Source organism: Kribbia dieselivorans NBRC 106261 (assembly GCF_001552435.1).
Classification (GTDB): Bacteria; Actinomycetota; Actinomycetes; order Actinomycetales; family Dermatophilaceae; genus Kribbia; species Kribbia dieselivorans.
Map to the genome: position 1 here is coordinate 1 of NZ_BCRE01000001.1, position 25786 is coordinate 25786.

At 69.3% G+C, this 25786-nt stretch carries 20 protein-coding genes and 1 pseudogene; 16 read left to right on the plus strand and 5 right to left on the minus strand.

Annotated features, from left to right (window positions below; all coding sequences use genetic code 11):
• The 11 genes from KD1_RS00005 to KD1_RS00055 form a co-directional block, all read left to right on the plus strand.
• Positions 1 to 3123, plus strand: a 3123-nt coding sequence (locus KD1_RS00005; protein WP_068395685.1) for a helix-hairpin-helix domain-containing protein, incomplete at its 5' end; no start/stop codon positions are given.
• A 39-nt stretch (positions 3124 to 3162) separates the two neighbouring features.
• Entirely contained in the window at positions 3163 to 3648 is a 486-nt protein-coding gene (locus KD1_RS00010) for a SixA phosphatase family protein (RefSeq protein ID WP_068395688.1), read from the plus strand.
• Between the two features lie 69 nt (positions 3649 to 3717).
• Positions 3718 to 4971, plus strand: a complete 1254-nt coding sequence (locus tag KD1_RS00015) for a hypothetical protein (protein WP_068395691.1) — start codon at positions 3718 to 3720, stop codon at positions 4969 to 4971.
• Positions 4968 to 5576 carry a hypothetical protein gene (locus KD1_RS00020; RefSeq protein ID WP_068395694.1) on the plus strand — a complete coding sequence of 203 codons (609 nt, stop codon included), beginning with the start codon at positions 4968 to 4970 and terminating at the stop codon, positions 5574 to 5576. The genes KD1_RS00015 and KD1_RS00020 overlap by 4 nt, the downstream gene beginning before the upstream one ends.
• Before the next feature lie 36 nt (positions 5577 to 5612).
• Complete coding sequence (locus KD1_RS00025) at positions 5613 to 6833, plus strand: arginine deiminase (RefSeq protein ID WP_068395696.1); 1221 nt, start codon at positions 5613 to 5615, stop codon at positions 6831 to 6833.
• A gap of 67 nt (positions 6834 to 6900) precedes the next feature.
• Entirely contained in the window at positions 6901 to 7272 is a 372-nt protein-coding gene (locus KD1_RS00030) for a DoxX family protein (protein ID WP_068395702.1), read from the plus strand.
• A gap of 112 nt (positions 7273 to 7384) precedes the next feature.
• A complete protein-coding gene (gene rocD / locus KD1_RS00035) occupies positions 7385 to 8608 on the plus strand; it encodes an ornithine--oxo-acid transaminase (RefSeq protein WP_083541831.1) in 1224 nt (407 codons plus the stop codon).
• A gap of 75 nt (positions 8609 to 8683) precedes the next feature.
• On the plus strand, positions 8684 to 9469 hold the full coding sequence (locus KD1_RS00040; protein ID WP_068395705.1) for a methyltransferase domain-containing protein: 786 nt from the start codon (positions 8684 to 8686) through the stop codon (positions 9467 to 9469).
• A gap of 1 nt (position 9470) precedes the next feature.
• Complete coding sequence (gene galE / locus KD1_RS00045) at positions 9471 to 10493, plus strand: UDP-glucose 4-epimerase GalE (protein WP_068395708.1); 1023 nt, start codon at positions 9471 to 9473, stop codon at positions 10491 to 10493.
• 110 nt (positions 10494 to 10603) lie between these two features.
• A complete protein-coding gene (gene dinB / locus KD1_RS00050) occupies positions 10604 to 11857 on the plus strand; it encodes a DNA polymerase IV (RefSeq protein ID WP_068395711.1) in 1254 nt (417 codons plus the stop codon).
• Positions 11858 to 12139: 282 nt separating this feature from the next.
• Complete coding sequence (locus KD1_RS00055; RefSeq protein ID WP_245627206.1) at positions 12140 to 12583, plus strand: SCO2097 family morphological protein; 444 nt, start codon at positions 12140 to 12142, stop codon at positions 12581 to 12583.
• An 89-nt stretch (positions 12584 to 12672) separates the two neighbouring features.
• Here KD1_RS00055 and KD1_RS00060 read toward each other — a convergent pair whose 3' ends face one another.
• The 3 genes from KD1_RS00060 to KD1_RS00070 are packed head-to-tail and all read right to left on the minus strand — an operon-like array spanning position 12673 to position 14287.
• Positions 12673 to 13521: a zinc-binding dehydrogenase gene (locus KD1_RS00060; RefSeq protein WP_068395714.1), complete on the minus strand. Its 849-nt coding sequence runs from the start codon at positions 13519 to 13521 to the stop codon at positions 12673 to 12675.
• A complete protein-coding gene (locus KD1_RS00065) occupies positions 13518 to 14060 on the minus strand; it encodes a DUF456 domain-containing protein (protein ID WP_083541833.1) in 543 nt (180 codons plus the stop codon). The genes KD1_RS00060 and KD1_RS00065 overlap by 4 nt, the downstream gene beginning before the upstream one ends.
• Before the next feature lie 11 nt (positions 14061 to 14071).
• Positions 14072 to 14287 (minus strand): DUF7455 domain-containing protein, encoded by a 216-nt coding sequence (locus KD1_RS00070; RefSeq protein WP_174521080.1) that lies wholly within the window; start codon positions 14285 to 14287, stop codon positions 14072 to 14074.
• Positions 14288 to 14474: 187 nt separating this feature from the next.
• Here KD1_RS00070 and KD1_RS00075 point away from each other — a divergent pair, with 187 nt between their 5' ends.
• Together KD1_RS00075 and KD1_RS00080 are read left to right on the plus strand one after the other, a co-directional pair.
• A complete protein-coding gene (locus tag KD1_RS00075; RefSeq protein ID WP_068395720.1) occupies positions 14475 to 16631 on the plus strand; it encodes a DNA gyrase/topoisomerase IV subunit B in 2157 nt (718 codons plus the stop codon).
• A gap of 108 nt (positions 16632 to 16739) precedes the next feature.
• Positions 16740 to 17566, plus strand: a pseudogene (locus tag KD1_RS00080) (uracil-DNA glycosylase).
• Positions 17567 to 17657: 91 nt separating this feature from the next.
• On the opposite strand, the gene KD1_RS00085 reads toward KD1_RS00080, so the two are convergent.
• Positions 17658 to 20123: a DNA gyrase/topoisomerase IV subunit A gene (locus tag KD1_RS00085; RefSeq protein WP_083541836.1), complete on the minus strand. Its 2466-nt coding sequence runs from the start codon at positions 20121 to 20123 to the stop codon at positions 17658 to 17660.
• 48 nt (positions 20124 to 20171) lie between these two features.
• Here KD1_RS00085 and KD1_RS00090 point away from each other — a divergent pair, with 48 nt between their 5' ends.
• The 3 genes from KD1_RS00090 (at position 20172) to KD1_RS00100 (ending at position 24794) form a co-directional block, all read left to right on the plus strand.
• Positions 20172 to 22958: a bifunctional acetate--CoA ligase family protein/GNAT family N-acetyltransferase gene (locus tag KD1_RS00090; protein ID WP_068395723.1), complete on the plus strand. Its 2787-nt coding sequence runs from the start codon at positions 20172 to 20174 to the stop codon at positions 22956 to 22958.
• Between the two features lie 69 nt (positions 22959 to 23027).
• The gene (locus KD1_RS00095; protein ID WP_245627207.1) at positions 23028 to 23621 is read left to right on the plus strand and encodes a DUF5998 family protein; all 594 of its coding nucleotides are present in this window, start codon (positions 23028 to 23030) and stop codon (positions 23619 to 23621) included.
• A 3-nt stretch (positions 23622 to 23624) separates the two neighbouring features.
• Positions 23625 to 24794, plus strand: coding sequence for an alkaline phosphatase family protein (locus tag KD1_RS00100; RefSeq protein WP_068395726.1), 1170 nt, complete (start codon positions 23625 to 23627; stop codon positions 24792 to 24794).
• A 33-nt stretch (positions 24795 to 24827) separates the two neighbouring features.
• Here the strand turns inward: KD1_RS00100 and sepH are convergent, their stop codons facing one another.
• Complete coding sequence (gene sepH / locus KD1_RS00105; protein ID WP_068395729.1) at positions 24828 to 25742, minus strand: septation protein SepH; 915 nt, start codon at positions 25740 to 25742, stop codon at positions 24828 to 24830.
• Between the last annotated feature and the right edge of the window lie 44 nt (positions 25743 to 25786).

Below are 25786 nucleotides of genomic sequence, written 5' to 3' on the forward strand. Positions count from 1 at the left end.
CATCTGGCCGACACCCCGACCATGGTCGCCGTCGCCCGGCACATCACCGGTGAACACCACGGCCAGGCCCCGCGGGCCGAACACCTGCTCGCCGAGACGGCCGCCCTGGCCGCGCGCTGTACCCAACACCCGCGAGGCGACCTGGGCATCGGTGCGGTCCACCTGCCCGAACCCGAGGTCATCGGTCTCGGCCCGGCCGACGACGCCATGGCGGTGCTCACCGTCCGGTGCCGCGACGCCGTGCCGGCCCGCTACCCGGGCGCTGCGGCGGCCCACCTGCGCACCGTCCACGACCGGCTCGACGCCGAACTGGCCACGATCGCCGCGCTCGGTTACCCGACCTATTTCCTCACCGTCGCGGCCGTCGTCGACCTCATCCGTGAGATGGGCATCCGCGTGGCCGCACGAGGCTCCGGTGCGGGCAGCCTGGTCAATCACCTGCTCGGCATCAGCGGGGTCGACCCGATCCACCACGACCTGCTCATGGAGCGGTTCTGCACCCCGCTGCGCGCCGAGTTGCCCGACATCGACATCGACGTGGAGTCCGCCCGGCGCACCGAGATCTACGAGAAGGTGCTGACCCGCTTCGGTGGCGAGCGCGTCACCTGCGTGTCGATGATGGACACCTACAAGGTGCGTCACGCCGTGCGCGATGTCGGAGCGGCGTTGGGCATGCTCCCCGGGGAGATCGACGAGATCGCCAAGGCCTTCCCGCACATCCGCGCTCGCGATGCCCGTTCGGCGCTGGCCGAACTGCCCGAGCTGCGGGTCAAGGGCCTGGATTCACCCCGGCTCGCGACGTTCTTCGACCTCGTCGAACGCCTCGATGGCCTGCCGAGACACATCGCGCTGCACCCGTGCGGGGTGATCCTGTCCAACGGGGGCCTGCTCGACCGCACTCCGGTCGAGGCGAGTTGGCTGGGCTTCCCGATGAGCCAGTTCGACAAGGACGATGTCGAGGTCCTCGGGCTGCTCAAGCTCGACGTCCTCGGCATCCGCATGCAGTCGGCCATGGCCCACGCGATCGACGAGGTCGCGCGCGTCGACGGGGTGCGCATCGACCTCGACGACCGCGCCGATGTGCCGTTCGACGACGACGCCACCTTCGAGTTGATCCAGTCCACCCGCACGCTGGGGTGCTTCCAGATCGAGTCGCCCGGTCAGCGCGAACTCATCGGCAAGTTCGGGCCGACCGCCTTCGAGGACCTCATCATCGACATCTCCCTGTTCCGGCCCGGCCCGGTCAAGTCCGACATGATCCGCCCGTTCCTCGAGGCGCGGCACGGCTGGGCCGACCCGGAGCACCTGCACGACTCCCTCATCGAGGCGTTGCGCGAGACCGAGGGGGTGGTGGTCTTCCACGAACAGATGCTGCGGATCATCGCGGTGACCACCGGATGCTCGTTGGCGCAGGCCGACGAGGTGCGCCGGGCCATGGGCAGCCCGGCCGGGCAGGAGGAGATCGAGGCCTGGTGGCACCCCGCCGCCACCGCCCGCGGCTACACCCCCGCCGACCGCACCCGTATCTGGGCCGTGCTCAAGGCGTTCGCGTCCTTCGGGTTCTGCAAGGCCCACGCGGCGGCGTTCGCGTTGCCGACGTACCAGTCGGCGTGGCTGAAGACCCACCACACGGCGGCGTTCCTGGCCGGGGTGCTCACCCACGACCCGGGCATGTACCCCAAGCGGCTCATCCTCGAGGACGCCCGCGCGTTCGGCGTCGACGTGCTCGGCCTGGACATCAACGCCTCGCGCGACACGTACCGGGTCGAGCGGGTGCCGATCCCGAGTGACCCGGCCACTCACCGATCCGACGATCATGGCGACCGCGACGACCACGGCGACCCGGAGCTCGGGACCGGCGCCGGCTACGGCATCCGCATCCCGCTGTCCGAGACCAAGGGCATCAACGACGCCGAGGTCGCCCGACTGCTCTCCGGTCAGCCGTACGCCACCCTCGCCGACGTGTGGACCCGCGCGCACCCCTCGCGCCCGACCATGGAGCGGTTGGCCCTGGCCGGGGCGTTCGACTCGCTCTACGGCATCGGCCTGCCCGGCGCGCGCACCAACGGGCTGGGTCGGCGCGGGCTGATCACCCGGCGTGACGTCCTGTTGCACATCGCCGAGCTCGAGCGGTGGGACTCCGCCGGTTCACCCCGGCGCCGGAAGGCCCGGTTGGCGCTGACGGCGGCGGACATCGCCCGCAACGAGTCCGGCCGGGCTCCCGACGGAGCTCCGAACGGCGGCCCACGCGCCGCTCCTGACCGTGTTCTCGTGGGCGGCACCACCGCCCAGCGGGCCGCGGCCCAGTCCAACGCCGCCGCGCCGGTGCGCCCTCAACCGGCGCAACTCACCCTCGATCTCGGCGACGCCCCTGAGCTGACCCGTGGCTCCGGCCTGCCCGAGATGACCGGTCCGGAGCGGGTGCGCGCCGAACTGGACGTGCTCGGTCTGGACGCCTCGGGGCATGTCGTCGAGTTCTACGCCCCGATGCTCGACGCGCTCGGGGTCACCCGGAGCACCGAGTTGTTGCGGGTGCGCACGGGGTCGGAGATCTGGGTGGCCGGGGTCAAGGTCGCCACCCAGACCCCGCCGGTGCGTTCGGGGCGTCGGGTCGTCTTCCTCACCCTCGACGACGGCACCGGTCCGGTCGACGCGACCTTCTTCGAGGATGTCCAGGGGCCGTACGCGGCCACGGTGTTCCACTCGTGGATGATGCTCGTGCGTGGGGTGACCCGCCGCACCGGTGAGAAGGGGATCTCCCTGCGCGCGACCGGTGCGTGGGAGCTGTCCGGCCTGTGGGAGGCGTGGCTGGCCGGCGGACCCTCGGCCGTCCAGACCGCGCTCCGCGACGCCGATCGTGAGGCCCGTGATCTCGATCAGCTCACCACCGAGGCCCTGGCCAAGGCCGACACGGCCGGAGAAGCGCGCGGGCCCGGAGCGCGGCGCGGTCGCCGGATGCTCGTGCACGCCTCCGGGTTCAAACAATCGCCCTACGCCGACACGACTCCGGCGGGGGAGAGCCCGAAACAGGGCCGCGGCGCCCCGCCGAGTCGGCTGGTGCCCAGCGACGGTACCCCGGCGCGCAAACTGTGGCACTCCAGCCCCGGCAGCTCGGGCAGGTGACAATGGAGCACATTGAGCGCCACGTTGCACACTGAACGGGTGGCCGAGCACACCCTGATCCTCCTGAGGCACTCCAAGTCGGACTGGTCCGGCAATGAGGCCGACATCGATCGCCCGCTCGCCAAACGCGGCCGGCGCCAAGCCGCAGAGGCCGGCCAATGGTTGGCCACCTACGTCGATCGGATCGACGTGGCCGTCGTCTCCACCGCTGAACGCGCCCGTGCGACCTGGGATCTGGTGGCGGCTGAACTGGGCGAACGACCCGAAACCCGACACGAGGAAGCGGCCTACGCCGCGTCCGTGAACGAACTCCTCGACATCATCCGTGGTCTCGGCGAACAACTGGGCACAGTCATCCTCGTGGGCCACAACCCCGAACTCGAGGACCTGTCCGAAGCGCTCCTCGGCACCCGGGTTGCCTTGCCGACATCGGCACTTGCGGTGATCGACTTCGACGGTCCGTGGCGCAGCGCCGGCCGCATGCCGGGCCTGCTGCGAGCAGCTGGTCGCCCTCCCGCTGGGTGAAGCGACCCACGCTGTCCGTGCAGAGCGATACTGTCTGCGCACTGACCGCAAAGTGTTGGGGGAGTCACGGTGGATAACGAGATTCAGCTGATCAGCGATGGCACCGGTCTGGCCGTGATCGGGAAGTCGACCGATGTCGAGCGCTTTCTCGCCTCTGAAGGCCTGTCGTCGCAAGATCTCGGACTACACAGGCTCCAAACAGTTTTCAAGACTGGCGCCGTCGGCGCGCAAGCAGCGTCCGAGATCGCGGCCAACTCCGGCCGTTGGATCAAGTTGACTGAGCAATCCGCTCAGGCTGTCAAGAAGTACGGCCTGATGGACGGCAAGCAGGCCGGTGTAAAACACGCCATGATCGGCCAACCGGGCGACATCAAGCAATGGCTGCAGGTCGCACAGGGGCCCGGCACGGTTCTGGCCAACCCAGCGCTCCTTGCCGGTGCTGCCGGAATCATGGCGCAGGTGGCCATGGAACAGGCCATGGATGAGATCCGTGACTATCTCGCCACGATCGACGAGAAGGTCGATGATGTGCTGCGCGCCCAGAAGGACGCTGTCCTGGCCGAGATGGTGGGAGTTGGTCTCGTCATCGACGAGGCCATGACCGTGCGGGCGCACGTGGGCCGGGTCTCCGACGTCACGTGGTCCAAGGTCCAGAACTCGTCCCACACCATTGCCACCACTCAGGCCTACGCCCTGCGTCAACTGGATGCGCTCGCGGAGAAGCTGGAGAAGAAGTCGCGGATCGGCGAACTGGCCGAGACGGCAGCCAAGGCAGAATCTGCGGTCAACGATTGGGTGGCGGTGCTGGCTCGCTGCTTCCAGTTGCAGGACGGGATTGCCGTGTTGGAGCTTGACCGCGTGCTGGACGCCACCCCTGAGGACCTGGACCAGCATCGCCTCGGGCTGAAGGTCGCCCGACAGGAGCGGCTCGACCTCATTGCGGGTAGCACCGAACGCTTGATGCAGCGCATGAACGCGGCTGCCCATCGGGCCAACGCCAAGGTCCTGCTGAACCCGACCACAGCCCCCGGTGTCGTCCGGTCGACGGAGCATGTGGCGCTCACCATGGACCAGTTCCATGCGCTTCTGGGGATCGAGGCCGGACGAGATTCCCTGGAGGCGCGGAAGTGGGTCGACGCTGCCGTCGAGGTACGGGACAAGGCCAAGGACAAGGCACTCGAAACCGGAGCCGACGGAGTGGACGCGGTCAAGCGTCTCGGTAGCGAGACGCGCGAGCGGGCCGGAGCCGTGAAGGGCAAACTCTTCACCACAATCGCCGAGCGAGCTCCCCGCCGGCACAGCCAGAAGGATGAACCCGCATGACACGATGGTTGACCAGCCTGGTACTGGGCCTCCTGTCCCTCGTTCTCGTCTTCGCCCTCGGCGCCTTCGCGGCCGTGAAGAATCAGGATTGGCTTTCCCCCTTCGGGGTCGCGTCCGAGAGCCGGGACTCGCAGGTGATCCAGGCGGTCGAACGCACCCAGGAGGTCTCCCTGCTGAGTCTGGGCGTTCAGGGCATCAAGGAGCAGGACAAGAACGCGCAGATCTTCGGGAACAACATCCCGGGGAGCGGGAAGACCGTCTTCATGCAGTACAACTTCGACGCCAAGTTGGGTATCAACGGCGCTGACGTGAAGGTCACGAAGACCGGCACGAGCGACTACGCCATCTCCATCCCCGCATTCACCTTCATCGGATACAACGAACCGACCTTCAAGGTAGCCACCGAGGACGGCGGCGTCCTGAGTTGGGTCACTCCGGACATCGACAAGGTCGAGATGGTCAACGAGATCCTCAACGACGACTCCAAGAAGACGTACATCGCGTCCAATGAGGAGATCCTCAAGGACCAGGCCAGGGCCTTCTACGACAACCTGATCACCGGCATCGACCCGTCGGCCACGACCACGTTCGAGTTCCGTTCCTAAGACCATCCGACTGGCGCCTGCCCCCATGATGGGGTGATGGACAGCCTCCACGTCGACTCCGAGGTCGGCCCGCTCCAGCGCGTCATCCTGCACCGCCCCGGCAAGGAGCTCAACCGCCTCACCCCGGGCAACAAGGCGGCCCTGCTCTTCGACGAGGTCCCGTGGCTCGAACGCGCCCAGGAGGAACACGACGCGTTCGCCGCCACACTGCGCTCCCTCGACGTCGACGTCATCCACCTCGCGGACTTGCTCGAACAGACCCTGACCATCCCGCAGGCCCGCACCGCCCTGCTCGACGCGACGTTCGACGAACGCATCGTCGGCCCGGCGGCGATCGACGAGGTCCGCAGCCACCTCGACGCGCTCACCCCCGCTGCCCTCACCGAGACCCTGATCGCCGGGCTCACCCGCCGCGAGGTCCTCGAATGGGGCGACGAACCGCACTCCCTCGTGCTCAAGGCCCTCGACCTCGACGACTTCGTGCTCACCCCGCTGCCCAACCACGTCTTCACCCGCGACGCCACCTGCTGGATCTACGACGGCGTGGCCATCAACGCCATGCGCAAACGCGCCCGCCTGCGCGAGACCCTCAACTACGAGGCGATCTACCGCTGGCACCCGCTCTTCACCGCTGACCACCCCCGCTGGTCCACCGGCAGCACCGAGGGGCCAGCCACCGTCGAAGGCGGTGACGTCCACGTCCTGGGCAACGGCACCGTCCTGGTCGGCATGGGTGAACGCACCACCGCCCAGGGTGTCGAGCGGCTCGCGCGAAGCCTGTTCGCACGACGCTCCGCCACGCGTGTCGTCGCGCTCGCCCTGCCGCGCGAGCGGGCCTACATGCACCTCGACACCGTCATGAGCATGGTCGACGTCGACGCGTTCACGTGGTACCCCGGGCTGGCGCCACTGCGCTCCTTCACCATCGACCCCGATGGCGACGACTGGGTCGTCACGCCTCACGAACCCGAGGCGATGACGCGCGTCCTGGCCGACACGCTCGGCGTCGACGACGTCCGCCTGCTGCGCCCCACCCAAGACGCCCACACCGCCGCGCGCGAGCAGTGGGACGACGGCTGCAACGTCCTCGCCGTGCGCCCCGGAGTCGTGCTGGCCTACGAACGCAACGTCAACACCAACACGTACCTGCGCGCCAACGGCATCGAGGTCATCACCGTCATGGGCAACGAACTCGGCCGCGGCCGAGGCGGCCCGCGCTGCATGTCCTGCCCGATCGAGCGCGCGAGCGCCGGGTAAGTACTTGACGGTTCAAGTTCATCCCCTAGAGTAGTTGACGATTCAAATTCAACGTCTAGGAGTTGCCATGAACATCACCCTATGGATCATCGCCGTCGTGCTGGCCGCGTTCTTCCTGCTCGCCGGATTCTCGAAGGTCACCAAGCCCAAGGAGCAGTTCGTCGAGACCATGCCGTGGGCCGAGAACTACTCGCCCAGCCTGATCAAGTTCATCGGTGTCGCGGAGATCCTCGGTGCGCTCGGCCTCATCCTGCCGGCCGCCTTCAAGGTCGCCGTCATCCTGACCCCGTTGGCCGCGACCGGCCTGGCGATCGTCATGCTCCTGGCCATGGTCGTCCACGCTCGCCGCGGGGAGACGCAGGGCGTGGTCATGAACATCGTCATCTTCCTGCTCCTCGCGTTCGTGGCGATCATGCGGTTCGGTTCGCAGTCCTTCTGAGACTCGGCTTCACCCCTGACCCTGCCCACCGAAGTCCACTCGGTGTCATCCTGAGATGACGGGCACCGACGCCCACCGCGCGCCGGGCCCGCCACCAGGAGGGCAGGTTGCGATGAACTCGCTGTTTGCTGGCCAGGCCGGGACGACCCAGGACGAGATCCTTCTCGAGTCGCACTACTCGGCGCACAACTACGCACCATTGCCGGTGGTGATCTCATCGGCGGAGGGGTGTTGGGTCACCGACGTCGACGGGCGCCGGTACCTCGACTGTCTGGCCGGTTACTCCGCGCTCAGTTTCGGCCACCGCCACCCGGCCCTGATCGCCGCAGCCCGCGAACAACTCGACAAGGTCACCCTGACGAGCCGGGCGTTCCACTCCGACCAGCTCGGCCCGTTCAGCCGCGATCTCGCCGCGCTGGCCGGCATGGAGGTCGTGCTGCCGATGAACACCGGCGCCGAGGCCGTCGAGACGGGCGTCAAGCTGGCTCGGCGCTGGGGTTACCGAGTCAAGGGCATCGAGCCGGGGAAGGCGACGATCATCGTCGCGGCCAACAACTTCCACGGCCGCACCACCACGATCATCGGATTCTCGACCGACCCGACCACGCAGGACGGCTTCGGCCCGTTCACGCCGGGTTTCCGCGCGGTGCCCTTCGGCGACCTCGACGCGCTCACCGCGGCGATCGACGAGACCACCGCCGCGGTGCTCATCGAACCGATCCAGGGCGAGGCCGGCGTGGTCGTCCCACCGTCGGGCTACCTGGCCGGCGTGCGCGCGGCCTGTACCCGCGAGAACGTCCTCTTCATCGCCGACGAGGTGCAATCCGGCCTCGGGCGTACCGGAGCGACGTTCGCGTGCGAACTCGAGGACGTCCACCCCGACGTGTACCTCCTGGGCAAGGCGTTGGGCGGCGGCATCGTGCCGGTCTCGGCCGTTGTGTCGACCTGGCCGATCATGGAGGTCTTCGACCCCGGCAGCCACGGCTCGACGTTCGGCGGCAACCCGCTGGCCTGCGCCGTCGGCCACGCCGTGGTCAAGCTCCTCGAGACGGGGGAGTACCAGCGCCACGCCGCCACCCTCGGCCGCACGTGGCTCGACCAACTCCAGGGCCTGATCGGTGGGGCCGTCACCGGCGTGCGCGCTCGCGGTTTGTGGGCCGGCATCGACCTCGACCCGACGATCATCTCCGGGCGAGCCGCGTGCGAGCGCCTGGCCGAACGCGGCGTCCTGGCCAAGGAGACGCACGAATCGACGCTCCGCCTGGGCCCGCCGTTGACGATCACCGCCGACGAGCTCACCTGGGCGACCGACCAACTGCGCGCCGTGCTGTCCTGATCCGGCCCGGCGGCGCCGACCCCGCGACCCGTGCCGACTAGGGTGGGAGGACCACCACAGGCACAAGGAGTATCGATGTCGCAGGAGCGCCGCCGGGGCCGCCGCCCATCGCTGGACACCGACCTGCGATCGGCCGTCGTCTGGGGGCTGGTCCGCGACCTCGCCGCAGCCCGCACCACCGAACTCGGTCGACCGCTGCGCGTGCTCGACGTCGGTGGCGGCACGGGCGGGTTGGCCGTGCCGCTGGCCGAGCAGGGCCACAGCGTGCTCGTCGTCGACCCGAACCCCAACGCGCTCGCGTCGCTGCGACGCCGGGCGGCCGAGTCCACCGACCCGGCCACGACGACGCGGATCACCGCTCGGCAGGGGGAGTTGGCGTCGTTGCCGCAGGTGCTCAGCGCCGGCGAGGTCGATCTCGTCTGCTGCCACGGCACCCTCGAGCTGACCGACGACCCGGCCGGCGCGCTGCGCTCCATCGCCGACGTGCTCGCGCCGGGTGGGCACCTGTCCCTGGTCGCGGCGCAGCGCCTCGCGGCCGTGTTCAACCGGGTGCTCGCCGGCCACATCAAGGCCGCCCAGGCCGTGCTGACCAGCGAGACCGGCACCTGGGGCGACATGGACCCCCTGCCGCGCCGCTTCGACCGCGAGCCCCTGCTCGACCTCGTCGCCGACGCCGGTTTCGCCGTGGAGTCGACCTCCGGGGTACGCATCTTCTCCGACATCGTCCCCAACGACGCGGCCGACACCGAGGTCGAGCGGGTCGCGCTGCTCGAGCTGGAGCGCCAGGCCGCGACCGGCGCGCAGGCCGACGTGCTCAGCCAGATCGCGCCGGCGCTGCACGTGCTGGCCCGCCGCGACTGACATGCGCATCCTCGTCACCGGCGGAGCCGGGTACATCGGCTCCCACACGGTCGTCCAGCTCGCCGCGGCCGGCCACGACGTCGTCATCGTCGACAACTTCGCGAACGCCAAACGGAGCGTCGTGCCCCGCCTCGAGGCCCTGACCGGCACGACGATCCCGGTGCACGCGTTCGATCTCACCGACCGGGTGCGCACCGACGAACTCTTCGCCACCGAGCACCTCGACGCCGTGATCCACTTCGCCGGGCTCAAGGCCGTCGGCGAATCGGCGAGGAAACCTCTCGAGTACTACGAGAACAACCTCGGATCGACGTTCTCCCTGCTGGCCGCGATGCGTCGCCACGACGTGGGCCGACTCGTGTTCTCGAGTTCCGCGACGGTCTATGGCGACCGCGCTCCGGTGCCGTATCGCGAGGACTACGAACCGCTGGCCGCGGTCAACCCCTACGGGCGCACCAAGGTGATGATCGAGCACGTGCTGGCCGATGCCGCCGCGGCCGACGAGTCGCTCAAGGTGGCCGTGCTGCGCTACTTCAACCCGATCGGCGCCCACCCGTCGGGCACGATCGGTGAGGACCCGCTCGGCATCCCCAACAACCTCCTGCCGATCATCGCGCAGGTCGCGGTCGGGCGCCGCGACAAGCTCAGCGTCTTCGGCGACGACTACCCGACCGCCGACGGCACGTGCGAGCGCGACTACATCCACGTCGAGGACCTCGCCGCCGGGCACCTCGCCGCCCTCGACGCGCTCGCCGAGGCCCAGGCCCCGGTCAACGTCTGGAACCTCGGCACCGGCCGCGGCACGAGCGTGCTCGAGATGGTGACGGCCTTCGAGAAGGCCTCCGGAACGGCGATCCCGTATGAGATCGCCGGCCGCCGTGAGGGTGACCTGGCCGCGTACTGGGCCGACCCGACCAAGGCGCACGCGGAGCTCGGATGGCGCGCGACCCGCGACATCGACGACATGTGCGCCGACACGTGGCGCTGGCAGCAGGGCAACCCGAACGGGTATCCCGACGCCTGAGCGCCCCCCCTCCGCCGGTTCGAGGTATTACCGACCGCTGCAACGGTCGGTAATACCTCGAACGGGGAGGAGTCGCGTGCGTTGTCGGTCGCAACTGGTGCAATGGAGTCATGAGTCGTCGCCAGTTCGCGTTGCCGGAGCGCAGCTCCAGCGAGCCTCCCGACGACACCGGCTGCACGATTCTCCACGTCGACATGGATGCGTTCTATGCCTCGGCGTCGCTGCTGGCCCACCCCGAACTCGTCGGCACGCCGGTCATCATCGGTGGCGGCACTCGCTCGGTCGTGCTCTCGGCGACGTACGAGGCGCGCCGTTACGGGGTGACCTCGGCGATGCCGATGACGCGGGCGCGCCGGCTGTGCCCGATCGCCACCGTGCTCCCGCCCGATCACGACCTGTACGCGTCGATCTCGGCGGCGGTCATGGACACGTTCCATGACGTGACTCCGCTCGTCGAGCCGCTCAGTCTGGACGAGGCGTTCCTCGACGTGAGCGGCGCGGTGCGGCTGCTCGGCTCACCGTCCACGATCGGGCAGCATCTGCGCGACACGATCGCCGACGAGCAGGGCATCACCGCCAGTGTCGGAGTCGCGTCGACGAAGTTCGTCGCCAAACTCGCCTCCGGCCTGGCCAAGCCCGATGGCATGGTCGTCGTGCCGCACGCCGAGGTCATCCCGTTCGTGCAGCAGTTGCCCGTCGGCGCGCTGTGGGGCGTGGGTGACAAGACGGAGGAGCGTTTGATCGCCTTGGGGTTGCGCACCGTCGCCGACATCGCGCACACGCCGGTCGAGACGCTGCGCCGGGCGATGGGGGAGGCGAGCGGGCAGGCGCTGCACGACCTGGCGTGGGCGCGTGATCCGCGGCGGGTCGAGCCGGTGCAACGGGAGCGCAGCATCGGCCACGACGAGACGTTCGGCGCCGACGTCGACGACCCGGCCGTCATCCACCGCACCCTGCTCAAGTTGGCGGACCGGGCGGCGGCGCGGCTGCGCAAGCACGGGCTCGTGGGGCGCACGGTGACGATCCGGGTGCGGTTCGCCGACTTCACGACGATCACCCGGTCGAAGACGCTGTCGCAGCCGACCGACGTCAGTCGCGACCTGTACGACACCGCGCGCGGGCTCTATGACGCGCTCGGGCTGCAGCGCGCCCGGCTGAGGCTGGTCGGCGTGCGCGTCGAGGGGCTATCGGATGCCGAGACGACGCCGGTGCAGGTGCGCCTGGACGAGCCGGAGCACAGTTGGCGCGACGCCGACCGCGCGGTGGACCGTGCCAGCGCCCGCTTCGGCGCCGGGGCCGTGCGCCCGGCCAGCCTGATCGGTGACCGGGGGCGTGACGAGGGGCGCGACCGCCGCCGGTCGTGACAGTGAACCCAGGTGGGATCATCGGAGTATGGCCATGACTCCGCGGATCCCTGACGAAAACGAGCGCGGGCGGCAGGCGATTCGCGAGGCCGCCTCACGACGGGGACACGAAGAGCGAGTCCGAGCGTTGTCCGCGCGCGGTCGCCGGCGCTACACGGACCTGTTGACCCGACTCGGCCCCTGATAGAAGCGAAGGTTTTCCACCGGGCTACCCTCCTCCCAGACTTGCCACGTATCCTTGAGAGCAGTTGACGGAGACCAGCGGAGGGGGAGGAGCGGCCGGTGCCCCTGTCTGACCACGAGCAAAAGAAGCTCGAAGAAATGGAACGGGCCCTCTTGGCCGAGGACCCGACGTTCGCGCAGCACATGCGCGGATCAGCGCTGCGCTCCGCCGGACGGAGCCTGAGATCGCGTCAGGTCATCGGTGGCGTCGGCGTGCTCGCTGGCATCGGAGTCGTCGTGCTCGGCATCACGACCCAACAGATCTGGATCGGTGCCATCGGCTTTGCCCTCATGGTCGCCAGTGCTGCCTGGGCGCTGACCGGTTCGGGGTCGACGAGTTCGGCGCCCGAGCGCGGTGCCCGCACCCCGCAGGGCAAGCGCGGCGCGGCGGGCAAGGCCTCACGTCCGGCCGCGGGCAAGGCCAAGCGCCAGCAGAACAAGACCGGCTTCATGCAACGCATGGAGGAACGCTGGGAGAAGCGCCGCCGCGACGGAGGCCGCTGACCGCGCTCCACTTGGTGCTGGCCACAGGGCCAAGCAAAGTGCCCGCCGCGCTGGACAGCGCGACGGGCACATGTGGTTTCAGGGAGAGATCACTCCGGCAGCGTGGCGTACAACCGGCCGGTGACGGTGCCCTGCTTGAGGCGTTCCAGACCCGCTGGGATCTCGTCGAAACCGACCTCCGCTGCAGCGATCTTGAGGTCCCCGGAGGCGATCATGTCGATGACCGCGGCGAGGTGTTCCGGCTTGCCCTGGGACGACGCTCCGAGCAGGTCGATGTTTCGCATGACGAACTCGAACGACGCGAAGGGGAACTCGGTGCGACCCAAGCCGACGAGGACGACTCGACCGAAGCGCTTGACAGCCTCGAGCGCGCCCGTGGTCGTCGTGCCGAAGCCGGCAAAGTCGATGATGACGTCGAGGTCGGCGCCGGCCAACTCGGAGACGTCGTGGACGATCTCCGTGACGCCCTGCTCGCGGGCGATGGCCCACGGCTCGTCCTTCGGCTCGACGCCGTAGACGGTGGCACCCAGCACGACGGCGATCCGCGCGCCGATCAGCCCCAGGCCACCGAGACCGACGATTCCGACACGGTCCCCCGCCTTGACCTGACCGCGGACGACAACACCGGTGTAGGCGGCGAGACCGGCGTCGGTGGCGGCTGCCGCCTGCCCCCAGTCCATGCCCTCGGGCAACTTCACCAGACGCGCCGCGGTCGCCAGGAAGTACTCGGCGTAGGCACCGTCATGGGTGCCGCCGGGGGTGTCCTCGATCGAATCGGCGACGACCACCGCATCGCCGATGGCCCAGCCCGTCACGTCCGGGCCGAGCGCGGTGATGACACCGGAGGCCTCGTGTCCCAGAATCAGCGGCAGGCCGTGCGGGGTGGGGATGACACCCTCCATGACCCCGACGTCACTGTGGCACAGCCCGGCGGTCACGCGGCGACGATGATGCCGCCGACCCACACGATCGCCACGGCCAAGGCGGTGGCCAACTCGATCCCCATCGAGTGCAGCACGCCCCGCAGGGCCGCCTTCGTCGCGCTCCACGCCCGATCCAGGTCCTGGTGGCGCACGAACTCGTAGACGAAGATGCCGAGCACGAAGCCCGGCGGTGCCCCGAAGACGGGGATGACGAAGAACCCGACGATCCCTCCGACGACGCCGGAGAGCAACGCCCAGTTCGAGACTCCGTCACGTTTCATGCGCCGACCCGGCAGCACGACCTGCAACACCACCCCGGCGACGTACAGCGCCACGGCGATGCCGAAGGCCCACCACGCCGCGCTCGATCCGTTGTCCAGGGCCCATAGCCCGACGCTGGCCACGCACAGCACGAGACCGGGCAGCACCGGCACGATGATCCCGAACACGCCCACGACGAACAGCAACGCGGGGATGAGCCAACCGGCGGCGCCGGGCAGAAAATCCACCCCGCCGACCGTGAGGGCGGCGGGGTGGACCAAGAGCGAGGTCATGCGGTCATCGGTCAGGGAGTGTCGACCAAGGCCGGCGTGGAGTCGAGCTTGCTCGACTCGTCCTGGATCTCGGCCAGATCGCGCAACTTGGGCAGGTGCTCCCGGCCGTGATGGGCACAGAAGAACAGGATGCCTCCGCTGTGGAGACGGGCCTTCATGTACGCCTGAGCCCCGCAGCGATCGCAGCGGTCGGCCGCGGTCAGTGGTGCAGCAAGTGCAGTGGTCACGGTCGCCCTTCTTTCTTTCTCAAAGCACCCCATCGACGGTGTGCCTACGAGTCAACAGTCAAACACGTCAAACCCTTCCCGGGGCAATCATCCCCACCACTGGGACGACAAACGTGACCCATGTGAGACCCCAGCGCCGCGTGCCGATGCTGGGTTGTCGGCGGCGGCGCCTACTCTGGAGGGCGAGATGAGTGCCACCACCGACCCCAAGCGCGCCGCGAAGAAGGCCGCCAGCAGCAAGTCCGCGTCCGATTACGGCGCCCACCACCTCCAGGTCCTCGAGGGGTTGGAGGCGGTGCGCAAGCGCCCGGGCATGTACATCGGCTCGACCGACTCGCGCGGCCTGATGCACTGCCTGTGGGAGATCATCGACAACGCCGTCGACGAGGCGCTGGCCGGGCACGGTGATCGCATCGACATCCGGCTGCACGCCGACCACTCCGTCGAGGTCGCCGACACCGGCCGCGGCATCCCGGTCGACATCGAGCCGCGCACCGGCCTGACCGGCGTCGAGGTCGTCTTCACCAAACTCCATGCCGGAGGCAAGTTCGGCGGGGGTTCGTACGCGGCCTCCGGTGGTCTGCACGGCGTGGGTGCGTCGGTGGTGAACGCGCTCTCGTCACGCCTGGACGTCGAGGTCGACCGCGGCGGCAAGACGTGGGCGATGTCGTTCCGCCGTGGTGAGCCGGGGTACTTCGACGACAACGGCGGCGCCAAGTCACCGAACAACCCGTTCACGCCGTTCGAAGCCGGCAGTGAACTGCAGGTCGTCGGCACGACCAAGCGCGGCGTGACCGGCACCCGGGTGCGGTACTGGGCCGACCAACAGATCTTCCTCAAGGACGCCGAGTTCGACCACACGGCCCTGGCCAATCGCGCGCGCCAGACGAGCTTCCTCGTGCCGGGGCTGCAGCTGACCGTGCGTGATGAGCGCGGCCTGGCGGGCACCCCGGGCGCGGACGACCCGGTCGAGGAGAGCTTCAAGCACGATGGCGGCATCACCGAGTTCGTCGACTTCCTCGCGCCCGACGCGCCGTTGACGGACGTGTGGCGCCTCGAGGGCAGCGGCACGTTCACCGAGACCGTGCCGGTCCTCGACGAGCAGGGGCACATGACGCCGCAGGACGTCGACCGCACCTGCCACGTCGACGTCGCGCTGCGCTGGGGTACCGGCTACGACGCGACCACTCGTTCGTACGTCAACATCATCGCCACGCCCAAGGGCGGCACGCACGTCTCCGGGTTCGAGCAGGCGCTGCTGCGCGTCTTCCGCAAGCAACTCGAGATCAACGCGCGCAAGCTCAAGGTCGGCAACGACAAGGTCGAGAAGGAGGACGTGCTCGCCGGCTTGACCGCGGTCGTCACCGTCCGACTGGCCGAGCCGCAGTTCGAGGGTCAGACCAAGGAGGTGCTCGGCACCAGCGCGGTCAAGGGCATCGTCGCCAAGGTCGTCGAGTCCGAGTTGACGACGTGGCTGACCGCGACGAAGGGCGATGCGAAGGCCCAGTCCGGGCTGCTACTGGAGAAGGTCGTCTCGGAGATGAAGTCGCGCATCACCGCGCGCCAGTACAAGGAGACGCAGCGCCGCAAGACCGCGCTGGAGTCGAGTTCGCTGCCGGCGAAACTGCGCGACTGCCGCAGCACCGAGGTCGCGGCCACCGAACTGTTCATCGTCGAGGGTGACAGCGCCATGGGCACCGCCAAGGAGGCGCGCAACAGCGAGTTCCAGGCGCTGCTGCCGATCCGCGGGAAGATCCTCAACGTCCAGAAGGCCAACATCCAGGACATGCTCAAGAACGCCGAGTGTGCCTCGATCATCCAGGTCATCGGCGCCGGTTCGGGGCGCACCTTCGACGTCGACGCTGCGCGGTACGGCAAGGTCATCATCATGACCGACGCCGATGTCGACGGCGCGCACATCCGCACGCTGCTGCTGACGCTGTTCTTCCGGTACATGCGCCCGCTGGTCGAGAAGGGCATGGTCTACGCCGCGGTGCCGCCGCTGCACCGGATCGAGGTCGTCAACCCGGGGGCGAAGAAGAACGAGCTGATCTACACGTACTCCGAGGCGCAGATGCGCACGACGCTGGCGCAGGTGCAGAAGCGCAACCGCTCGATCAAGCAGCCCATCCAGCGGTACAAGGGTCTGGGGGAGATGGATGCCGACCAGCTCGCCGAGACGACGATGGATCCGCGTTTCCGCACGTTGCGGCGCGTGACGATGAGTGACGCCGAGCAGGCCGACCACGTGTTCGACCTGCTCATGGGCAGCGCCGTCGAGCCGCGCCGCGACTTCATCGTCGCCAGCGCCGACGGCCTCGACCGCACCCGCATCGACGCGTAACCCAATTCCGCCGAGAGGTCACTGGTGGTGGCCTAACGTCGAGGTAGGCCACGACACGTGACCACTCGACGTGGGTGTGGCCGACTGGTTGTCGACAGGGAGGTCGTCATGGATCCGCATCCGCTCACGGGGCAACTGTTCGACTCGCCCGTGCCACCCGGCACTGGCTGGCCGGGGGATCCGGCGACGAACGAGACTCCGGTCGCGCATGACGAGGCCGAGGTCATCGACCTGGCCGCCTCGGCGACGAGCATCACCGAGGTGGACGCCCGGGTGTCGGTGTGCCGGGCCTGCCCGCGGCTCGTGGAGTGGCGTGAGTCGGTCGCCATCGACGGGCGGCGGGCCTCGTTCGCCGACCAGCCTTACTGGGGGCGGCCCGGGCCGTCGTTCGGCGATCCGGCGGCGTCCCGGCTCATCGTCGGGCTCGCCCGGCGGCCAACGGCACGAACCGGACGGGCCGGATGTTCACCGGCGACCGCTCCGGGGACTGGCTCTTCGCGTCGCTGTACCGCACCGGGTACGCCAATCAACCGACCGCCGTGGCCGCCGGGGACGGGCTGGAACTCACGGGGATCCGGCTGGTCGCATCGGTGCGATGTGCCCCACCGGGCAACGCCCCGACGGCCGACGAAAAGGCCACCTGCGCGCACTGGCTCGATCGCGATCTGACGCTGACGGTCGCGAGCGAGACCGGACTCGACACGATCATGGCCCTGGGTGGCATCGCCTGGGAGGCTGTGCTGAAGACCGCGCGCCGGCTCGGGTGGGAAGTGCCCCGGCCGAAGCCGAAGTTTGGGCATGCCGCGGAAGTGATGCTGCCGCGCCCCGACGGGGGAGCGGTGCGGCTGGTCGGCTGCTACCACGTCAGCCCGCACAACACCTCGACGGGGCGGCTGACCCAGCCGATGCTCGACGACGTCCTCCGCAGCCTCTGAGTACCTCCGCCGAGTGGTCAATCCTTGTGACGTAAGCCGACGTTACGTCGCAAGGATTGACCAGTCGGCGTGAGGTGGAGGGAAGCCGGGGTCAGGGGCGGGGGCGAACCCAGCCGATGCCGGCGATGACGGCAGTGACCGGCGCCCCGGACCCGTCGCGCTTGGTGTCCGCGGCGGGCAGGTCCACGGCCGAACCGTCCGCCGCCGAGGCCCGCGCGCCCGCGGCGCCGACCCAGGCCTTGGCCAGGGTGTCCTCCCCGCGCAGGAACCGGTGGGTGCGCACACCACCGGTGGCCCGCCCCTTGCTCGGGTACTCCGCGAAATCGGTGACCTTGAGCGAATGGGAGCCGTCGTCGAGCAGGGTCTCGGCCGCGCCGGCCGCCGTCACGACGATGTTCTCCGCCTCCGGGTCCACGGCACCGAAGAAGATGACGTGCTGCCCGGCGGCCAGCTTGATGCCGGCCACGCCACCGCCGCCGCGGCCCTGCGGGCGCACCGACTCCGCGGAGAAGCGCAGCAGGTTCGCGTCCGAGGTGACGAAGACGAGATCCTCGGAGCCGTCGACCAACTCGACCGCGCCGACGACGACGTCATCGTCCTTGAGCGCGATGACCTCCCAATCGGCGTTGCGTTCGGAGGGGAACTCCTGCGTGACGCGCTTGACGACACCGTTGCGGGTGCCGAGCGCCAGGCCGGGGGAGTCGGGATCGAAGGAGCCCAGCGCGAGCGGCTTCTCGTCGGGAGCCAGGTCGACGTAGACCCCCGCCGGTGCACCGCCGGCCAGCGACGGCGCTCCGGCCGATGGCGGCAGGTGCGGCAGTTCGACGGCCGACATGCGAATCATCCGCCCGGTCGAGGTGACCAACCCGAACGTGCCGCGCGCCGTGGTGCGCACCGCCGACACGATCGCGTCGTGCGGGGCGCGGGGCCCGTCGGTGGGCACCGGGTCGCCGTCGGTCGTGCGGGCCAGCAGCCCGGTCGACGAGAGCAGCACCCAGCACGGCTCGTCGGGCACCTCCAACGGCGCGGCCGTCGACTTCTCCTCACCGGAGGACTCGAGCAGCACCGTGCGCCGCGGCGTCCCGTGGGTCTTCGCGACGTCGGCGAGCTCGCTGGAGACCAGCCGCAGCAGCACGCCCGTGTCGCCGAGGATCTCCTCGAGCTCGGCGATTGCCGCGAGCAGCTCGGCCTTCTCGGCCTCGAGCTCGATGAGGCTGAACCTCGTCAGGCGCCGAAGCTGCAGGTCGAGGATGTACGTCGCCTGGAGCTCGCTGAGCTCGAACACGGTCATCAACCGCGACCGGGCCTGCGCCGCGTCGTCGCTGGAACGGATCAGCTGGATGACCTCGTCGATGTCGAGGATCGCGAGGAGCAGGCCCTCGACGAGGTGCAGCCGCTCGCGGCGCTTGCGCAACCGGTACTCCGTGCGGCGGCGTACGACGTCGGTGCGGAAGTCGACGTAGACGCGCAGCAGGTCCTTCAGACCCAGCGTGCGCGGCGTGCCGTCGACGAGGGCGACGTTGTTGATGCCGAACGAATCCTCCATCGGCGTGAGCTTGTACAGCTGCTCCAGCACGGCCTCGGGGTTGAAGCCGTTCTTGATCTCGATGACCAGTTGCATGCCGTTCTCACGGTCCGAGAGGTCCTTGATGTCCGCGATGCCCTGCAGCTTCTTCGACTGCACATGCGTCTTGACCTTCTCGATGACCTTCTCCGGGCCGACCATGTACGGCAACTCGGTGACGATGATGCCCATACGCCGCGCACTGGTCTTCTCGATGCGCGCCGTGGCCCGGGTCTTGAAGGTGCCGCGGCCGGTGGCGTAGGCGTCGCGGATGCCGTCCAGTCCGACGATCCGGCCGCCGCCGGGCAGATCGGGGCCGGGCACGAACTTCATCAGGTCGTCCAGCGAACAGTCGGGGTTGGCGATCAGGTGCCGCGCCGCGCCGATGACCTCGACGAGGTTGTGGCTGGGCATGTTCGTGGCCATGCCCACGGCGATCCCGGTCGTGCCGTTGACGAGCAGGTTCGGGTACGCCGCCGGCAGCACGTCGGGCTGGGTCAACTGGTCGTCGTAGTTGGGGACGAAGTCGACGGTGTCCTCATCGAGGCCGGTGACCATGAGCAGCGCGGCCGGAGCCATGCGCGCCTCGGTGTACCGACTCGCGGCCGGGCCGTCGTCGAGCGAGCCGAAGTTGCCGTGGCCGTCGACCAGTGGCAGGCGCATCGCGAAGGGCTGAGCCAACCGCACGATGGCGTCGTAGATGGCGGAGTCACCGTGCGGGTGGTACTTGCCCATGACCTCGCCGACGACGCGGGAGGACTTGACGTGACCGCGATCCGGCCGCAGGCCCATCTCGGACATCGCGTAGAGGATGCGGCGATGGACCGGCTTCAACCCATCGCGCGCATCGGGCAACGCGCGCGAGTGGATCACCGAGACGGCGTACTCGAGGAAGGCCCCCTGCATCTCATCGGCAACATCGATGTCGACGATGTTCTCCTCGAAGTCGGGGTCCAGCGGCGGTTTCGAGGTACGACGGGTCACGTGGGACATGTTAACGATGCCTGTCCGCTTCACCGTGGAGCATGACAGCATGGCGCCATGACCGATACCGCATTGCCCGATGCCGCACTGCCCGACGGTTACCCGGCCCAGGCGGAGGCCGACGTCGTCCTGCGGGACGGGAGCGTGGCACACGTTCGCCCCATTCGCCCCGACGACACCGAGGCACTGCACGCGTTCCACAACGCGCAGTCCGACGAATCGATCTACCTGCGCTTCTTCGCGCCCATGAAGCGCATCTCGAACCGCGACATGAAGCGGTTCACCGAGGTCGACTACGAGGACCGGATGGCGCTGGTGGCCACGATCCGCGACGAGATCATCGGGGTCGGGCGCTACGACAAGGTCGGGGAGACCTCGGCCGAGGTCGCCTTCAACATCTCCGACCACTACCACGGCAAGGGCATCGGGTCGGTCATGCTCGAACACCTCGCCGCCATCGCCCAGGAGCACGGTCTGAGCGAGTTCGTCGCGGAGGTGCTGCCGCAGAACCGCAAGATGCTCAACGTCTTCACCGACGCCGGGTACACCATCGAGCGTCACTTCGAGGATGGCGTGGTGCACGTCTCCTTCGCCATCCACCCGACGCGCAAGTCCCAGGCGGTGCGCTTCGCGCGGGAGCACCGTGCGGAGTCCAAGAGCATCCAGGGCCTGCTCAATCCCGCCTCCGTCGTCTTCGTCGGAGCCTCGCGGCGCGAACGCAACGTTGGCCACCAGGTGCTGCGCCACATCGTCGAGACACGCTTCACCGGCCGGCTCGAGGTGATCCACCCGGAGGTCGACGAGATCCTCGGCGTGCCCACGGTGAGGTCGCTGGCCGACCTCGAGGGCCCGATCGACCTGGCAGTCGTGGCGGTGCCGGCCCAGGCGGTCGGGGCGCTGGTGCCCGAACTGGCCCGGCTCGGGGTCAAGGGCATGTGCGTCATCTCGTCCGGGTTCGCCGAGACCGGACCCGAGGGGCTCGAACTCCAACTCGATCTCGTGCGTGACCTGCGCGACAACGGGATGCGCCTGGTCGGGCCCAACTCGTTCGGGTTGATCAACAACAGCGACGCGATCCGGCTCAACGCCACGCTGTCGCCGATCGTGCCGCCGCGCGGCCGGTTCGGGATCTTCTCGCAGTCGGGGGCGCTCGCGCTGGCGGTCCTGGACTCCGCCGACCGGCGCAACCTCGGGGTGTCGACGTTCGCCTCGGCCGGCAACCGCGCCGACGTCTCCGGCAACGACCTCATGCAGTACTGGATCGACGATGACGAGACCCAGGCCGTGGGCATGTACCTCGAATCGATGGGCAACCCACGCAAGTTCACCCGCATCGCGCGCATGCTCTCGGCCCAGAAGCCGGTCATCGTCGTGAAGTCGACGTTGACCGCGTTCTCGACGCCGCCGGGTCAGACGGTGCGCGCGAGCAAGGCCAGTCCTGCGGCGATGGATCAGGTGCTCAACCAATCCGGCGTGGTGCGTGTCGAGAGCATCCGCGAGATGTTCGACGTCGCGCAGTTGGTGTTGCACCAGTCCCTGCCGGCGGGCAACCGCGTCGCGGTCGTGTGCAACTCGGCCCAACTCGGAGCCGTGACGGCCGACTCGTGCGTGGCCCGCGGGCTCGACGTGACGCATGGCCCGGTCGCGGTGCACGCCGAGGCCGACGGAGCGGCGTTCCGCCAGGCCCTCGATGCGGCGTTCGACGATCCGTTCGTCGACTCGGTGGTGGCGTGCTTCATCCCGCCGCTGGTGACGCTCGAGGAGGAGGTCGTGCGCGCGGTGCGCGAGGCCGCCGGTCGGTCGGACAAGCCCTGTGTCGCGACGTTGCTCGGGCTGGCCGGGGTCGATGGTGCCCATGACGACCACATGCTGACGGAGGTCGGTGGGGACGAGGTGAGTGACGACGCTCCGGTGAGTGACGAGGCTCCGGCCAGCGGCAAGGACGGGGACGGCGACGCCGCCCGCGTCGGCGTGACGAACTACGGCGTCGTCCAGGCGATCCCGCTCTACCCGTTGCCCGACGACGCGGTCCGCGCGTTGGCCAAGGTCACGGAGTACGGCGCGTGGCGGTCCAAGGACCGCGGCGAGTTCGTCGTGCCCCGGGGCCTGGACCGGCGCAAGGCGAGGGAGATCATCGACGGTCTGCTCGACGAGGATCCGGACGGTCGGGCCCTGACCGACGACGAGTCGGCTGCGTTGCTCGCGTGCTATGGCATCAAGTTGTGGCGCCGCATCGAGGTGCACAACGCGGAGGAGGCCGTCGCCGCCGCCGACGAACTCGGCTACCCGGTGGTGCTCAAGTCGCTCTCCCCGTTGGTGCGTGGCTCCTCCCTCATCAACGGGGTGCGTACCGACCTGACCTCGGCGGGCATGATGCGCCAGGCGTTCGAGACGCTCGACCGGCGGTTGGCGCCGTTGCAGGCCAACCAGTTCGTCGTGCAGGGGATGGCCCCGACCGGCGTCCCGTGTGTCCTGTCGACGACCGAGGATCCGGCCTTTGGGCCGCTCATCTCGTTCGCGGTGGCCGGGGCCACGCGTGACCTGCTCGATGACATCGGGTACCGCGTGCCACCGCTGACCGACGTCGACATCCAAGAACTCATCGGCTCGATCAAGGCCGCGCCGCTGCTGGACGGGCATCAGGGTCTGCCGCCGGTCGATCGACGCGAACTGGCCGATGTCATCGCCCGCGTGTCCGTCCTCACCGACGACATCCCCGAGCTGGCATCGCTCGAGCTGAACCCGGTCATGGCCCACGGGCACCGCGCCGATGTGCTCGGGTGCCAGGCGATGCTCGCCCCGCCGGACCGGCGCGTCGACCCGGGGCGTCGCTCGATGACGTGAGGGCCGGTGGGCGTCGCGTCTGTGGATGACGTGACGACCATCTCGGTGCGGTGGGGCACAATGGCGATCATGCCGTCTGCTTCATTGGACCTGACCACGATCACGCTCCCCGACGAGCTCACCGCCGAGATCGAGCGGGCCGGGTACCATCCGGCGATCGTGGCCGACGTCATCAAGGCGGCCATCGGCACCGAGGTACCCGGGGCGCACCTGGTGCATCAGGAGACGACGTTCGACCAGAACGTCATTCGCCGCCACGTCACCGTGCTCGTCGTCACCGCGACCCGCTTGGTCATCGTCCACGCCGACGACCACGACGACCCGATGGGGCGCGACAGCGTCGCGACCGCGACGAGCGAGTCGATCCCGCTCACGGCGATCCGTGGCGTCATGCTCACGCACGTCGTGCCGAACCCGGGGCAGTACACGCCCGGCTCGCTGGGCCGCGAGGTCACGCTGACGATCGGTTGGGGCACGGTCTCGAGAATCGACCTGCTGCCGGCCGCCTGCTCGGACCCGAACTGCGAAGCCGACCACGGCTACGACGGCACGATCACCGCCGACGACATCGCGCTGCGCATCAGCGCCGAGGCCGACGGACCCGACGCCCTCTCACGGGCCATGGCCTTCGCCCGCGTGCTCTCGACCCTCGTCGGGCGCTGACCCGTGGTCGGTCCCTTCACCCCGATCGTTCCGGAGTACGGTCCGCTCAACCTGTCGAGTCTGCTTCCGCAGGTCGGGCGGTCGCTCGGCGTGCGCGGGCTCGTCGACGAGTCGAGCCTGGTCGGTGAGGCGAACTCCGGGTGGGCGCCGCTCGTGCCCGTCAAGCGTTCGGTCGTCGTGCTCGTCGACGGGCTCGGCGCCGAGCTGCTGGCCCGGCGTGGTGGGCATGCGCCGTTCCTGCGCTCGCTGATGCCGGGTGGCCGGCCGGCTCAGGTGGGGTTCCCGTCGACGACGGCGACGTCCATGGGGTCGTTCGGGACCGGGCTGACCCCGGGCCGGCACGGTCTGGTCGGCTGGGAGGTCCTCGACCCGGCGACCGATCAGGTCTTCAACGAACTCTCCTGGGAAGGCGGGCCGGCGCCGCGGCTGTGGCAGCCGCACGAGACCGTCTTCCAGGCCTGCGAACAGGCGGGGGTGTCGGTGACGCGCATCGGGCCGGGGCACTTCGACGGCTCCGGGCTGACCGAGTCGGCCCTGCGCGGCGGACGGTTCGTGGCGGCGAAGTCACTCTCGGAACGGGTCGACGCGACCGTGTCGGCCCTGCGCAACTCACAGCGGGCACTGGTGTACCTCTACTGGGGCGACATCGACATGGTCGGGCACGTCCACGGGTGTGAGTCGCCGCAGTGGGGCGCCGAACTCGAATCGGTCGACGCAGAACTGCAGCGTCTGGCCCGGCTGCTGCCCAAGGCGACGTCGATGCACATCACGGCCGACCACGGCATGGTTGACGTGCCGATGGCCAACCGGCTCGATCTGGCCCATGAGCCGGACCTCGACGCCGGGGTTCGGCGGCTCGCCGGTGACCCCCGTGCGGTGCAGTTGCACGCGGAGCCCGGTGCCGCCGACGACGTCATCGCGACGTGGCGCGAGCGGCTGGGGGAGCGCGCCGTCGTGCTCTCCCGCGAGGCGGCCATCGCCGACGGCTGGTTCGGTCCGACGAGCATGGACGTCGCGAACCGGATCGGCGAGATCATCGTCGCCATGGGACCGGACCTCGCGGTCGTCGACTCCCGGCACCACCGTCCCGAGTTCCTGGCGCTCCTGGGGCACCACGGGTCGCTCACCTCCGCGGAACTGTCGATTCCGTGGCTGGTGGTCGAGCCGGAGTAGCGCCGTCGGGGCCGGCCGGGGTGCTCCGGTCGGCTAGGAGCGGCCCGAACCGCCGAACATCACGTCGTCCCAGCTCGGCACGGACGGGCGACCCTTGCGGGGCTTGGCCTCGGGCTTCGGGGTCGGCCGCGCCGCGGCGGGCTCCGCCTCGGGTGTGGGTTTCGTCTCGGGTGGGGGTGCAGGCTCAGGCTTGGGCTCGGCCCCGGGGCCACGTCGACGCCCGCGACGACTCCGCGCTCCGGAATGCTGTTTCATCGTCGTGATGAGATCGGCGGGATCGGGCCGGTGTCGCAGGCCGCCGGTGGCCTCGACGTCATAGACCGGGGTGTCCGGACGGGCCGTGTGCGGCGACGGGATGACCCCGTCCTCGACCTCCTCGGTGAGCCAGCGCGCCTCATCGTTGCGCGGAACGACCGTCATCGCCTGCGGGTCGAAGAACCACGACGCGACGCGGCTGCGCCCTCCGGCCGGGAATTCCACCGATACGGTCCAATGCCCGTCGTGCGTGCGCGCGGAATCCCAGCGCGCCAGATCCCGTTCGACACCGCGCTCCACCAGCCGCGATTCAACCCGTTCGATCAACGTCTCGGTGCGTGACCGCGCTCCGGGCTTGGAGGTGATGCGCAGGGGCACACGCTGCGCCCGGGAGGCGTAGTACTCGCGCTCGGCCACGACCGGGCCCTCGTAGCGAATGACCTTCTCCACCGGCCAGCCGGTCCGTTCGGCGACCTCCTCGGCGGTCATGCCCTGCCGGATCATCTGCTGGATGTCCTTGGGCCGAATCGAGTTGTCCATCTCGATCTGGATCTGACCCAGGCGCGGCCGATCCCGCCGTGCCGCAGCCCTCAGCGCCTCGTCGATGGGCACCCGGTAGCGCTCGCCGGAGTCATCGACGAGCAGCAGGTGGATTCCGTCGGCGTGCACGCCGATGAGGCGCAGGTCGTGCATGTGCTACTCCCGATCGTGGACAGTTCTCCTGACTCTCTCACCTG